The 2,351-nt window shown below is 71.0% G+C and carries 2 protein-coding genes; both read left to right on the top strand.

Annotated elements, in window-relative coordinates; all coding sequences use genetic code 11:
- Positions 1-279: 279 nt before the first annotated feature.
- Positions 280-1,206 carry a 3-oxoacyl-[acyl-carrier-protein] synthase III C-terminal domain-containing protein gene (locus AB0G02_RS29935; protein ID WP_360800475.1) on the top strand — a complete coding sequence of 309 codons (927 nt, stop codon included), beginning with the start codon at positions 280-282 and terminating at the stop codon, positions 1,204-1,206.
- 19 nt (positions 1,207-1,225) lie between these two features.
- On the top strand, positions 1,226-2,351 hold a 1,126-nt coding region (locus AB0G02_RS29930; RefSeq protein WP_360800472.1), incomplete at its 3' end, for an ATP-grasp domain-containing protein.

Below are 2,351 nucleotides of genomic sequence, written 5' to 3'. Positions count from 1 at the left end.
CCTACGTCAACCCCCCTCTACCCCCTCCGCGAGAGTCCTACATTCGCGCGCCGAGAGTCCTACGTTCGTGACCCGTGAGTTCAACGCTCACACCTAACGCCGTTCGCCGCGAGCGTTGAACTCAGGTGCTGTGAACGTAGGACTCTCGCGCGCTGAACGTAGGACTCTCGCGGTGTGGGGGTAGGACTCTCGCGGTGGTCAGCCGGGTGTCAGCACGGTGTCAGTGGGCCTTGCGAACCTTGATCCGGCAACGGACCAGGGCGAGCGAGGAGGACGCACATGACGGCGTTGGTGGCGGTCTCGAGTCACCTGCCGGAGACGGTGGCCGTCGCGGACCTGCAGGAGCCGCTGGGCCTCGACGAGCAGCAGGTGCGCCGGTTCACCCGGCTCTACGGCCTGGACCGGATCTGCAAGTCCGACCTGTCCGAGGCGCAACTGCTGATCGCGGCGGCGGAGAAGCTCGACGGGCTGCGCGGCCAGGAGGAGCGCGTCCGCTACCTCATCCGCGCGAAGGGCATGCGCACCACCGCGCCCTACCCGGTCAACCCCCTGCACGAGGTCCGCGAGGCGCTCAACCTCCAGCACGCCAGGACGCTCGCGGTGGCCGACCACGGTTGCGCCACCGGGCTGCTCGCCATGGACGTGGCCGGCACGCTGCTGGCCGCCGACGGCGACCCCGACGCGCTGGCGCTGATCCTGGCCGGCGACAAGACGTTCACGCCGTTCACCCAGTGGGTGCGCGACACCTCCATCATGGGCGAGGGCATGGCCGCGATCCTGGTGGCCGCCGACGGCGACCGCGACCACGTGCGCGGCTACGCCAGCCGCATCCACGGCCGCGACGACGGCGTGATCGACCTGACCCCCGAGATCGCCAAGGACGCGCGCCGCATCTACCAGGACGCGCTGGCCGAGGTCGTCGGCGCGGCCGCCGGGGAAGCCGGCATCGGCGTCGCGGACATCGACCTCGTGCTGCCGCACAACGTCAACCGCGTGTCGTGGACGGTCGCGGCGAAGAACCTGGGCCTGCCCAACGACCGGTTCTTCCTGGACAACCTCGCCGCCACCGGCCACTGCTTCTGCGCCGACCCGTTCATCAACTACCAGACGGTGACCGAGCTCGGCCTGCTCAAGCCCGGCGACAAGTACCTGATGACCGCCGCCGGCCTCGGGCAGACGTTCGCCGCGATGGTCCTGGAGCACTGAGATGTCCCGGAGCGCAGACATGGACGAACTGGACTTCACCCGCAGGCTCAAGACCGCGCTGCTCGGCACGCCCGACGCGCCGCTCGCGTTCCTCGGCAACTTCGAGGTCGAGGAGCGGTGGGCGCTCGGTGAGCACACGCTGCCCCGGCTGTCCGCCGACAGCGGCGCGGCCGTGGTCAACCACATGGACGAGTTCGCGCTCCTGCTGGCGAGCGGCTCCGACCACGTGGTGCTCAAGTCCGCGCCCGACCCGGTCTACCTGGCCTACCTCACCGAGCTGGGCATCGACCTGCCGACCGTGCACGTGGTGGCGGACTCCGACCCCCGCCGCACGGTCACCGCCGACGCCCTCGCGGACCCGGCCACCGTCGAGGTCCTGGCCGGGCTCGCCCGGCAGGGCGTGCGGCTCACCGCCCACGGCGTGTCCGACCTGGAAGTGGCCCTGGCCGAGCACACCGGCATGGAGCTCGCCGCACCGGACGCCACCACGTGCAAGGCGGTCAACAGCAAGGTCTACAGCCGACGCGCCGCGGACGAGCTCGGCCTGCGCCAACCCACCGGCTGGGCCTGCGAGACCGTGGACGAGCTGCGCGAGGCGTTCGACCGGGCCCGCCCGCTCGTCGCGCAGGGCCGCAAGGTCGTGGTCAAGGAGGCGCTGGGCGTCTCCGGCAAGGGCATCGCGGTGCTGGAGAGCGAACGCCGGGTCGACCGGCTGCTCGGCATGGTTGCCAAGCACGTCGAGAAGACCGGGCAGCCCCGGCTCGCGTTCGTGGTCGAGGAGTGGGTCGCCAAGCGCGCCGACCTCAACTACCAGTTCACCGTGGCCCGCGACGGCGACGTCCGGTTCGACTTCGTCAAGGAGCTGCTCACCGAGGGCGGCGTCCACAAGGGCCACCGGATGCCCGCCAGGCTGAGCCCCGGCCAGGTCGCGGAGCTGACCGACACCGCGCACCGGCTGGGCAAGAAGCTCGCCGCCGACGGCTACTTCGGCGTGGTCGGCGTGGACGCGATGGTCGACCCCGACGACGGCCTCTACCCGGTCGTCGAGATCAACGCCCGCAACAACATGTCCACCTACCAGGCCCGCGTGCAGGAGCGGTTCGTCGGCGCCGGGCAGGTCGCGCTGGCCAGGCACTACCCCGTGC

The organism is Actinosynnema sp. NPDC023658, assembly GCF_040639995.1.
Lineage (GTDB): Bacteria > Actinomycetota > Actinomycetes > Mycobacteriales > Pseudonocardiaceae > Actinosynnema.
The sequence above is the reverse complement of the archived record's forward strand: the minus strand, read 5'-3'. Positions and strand labels throughout refer to the sequence as shown.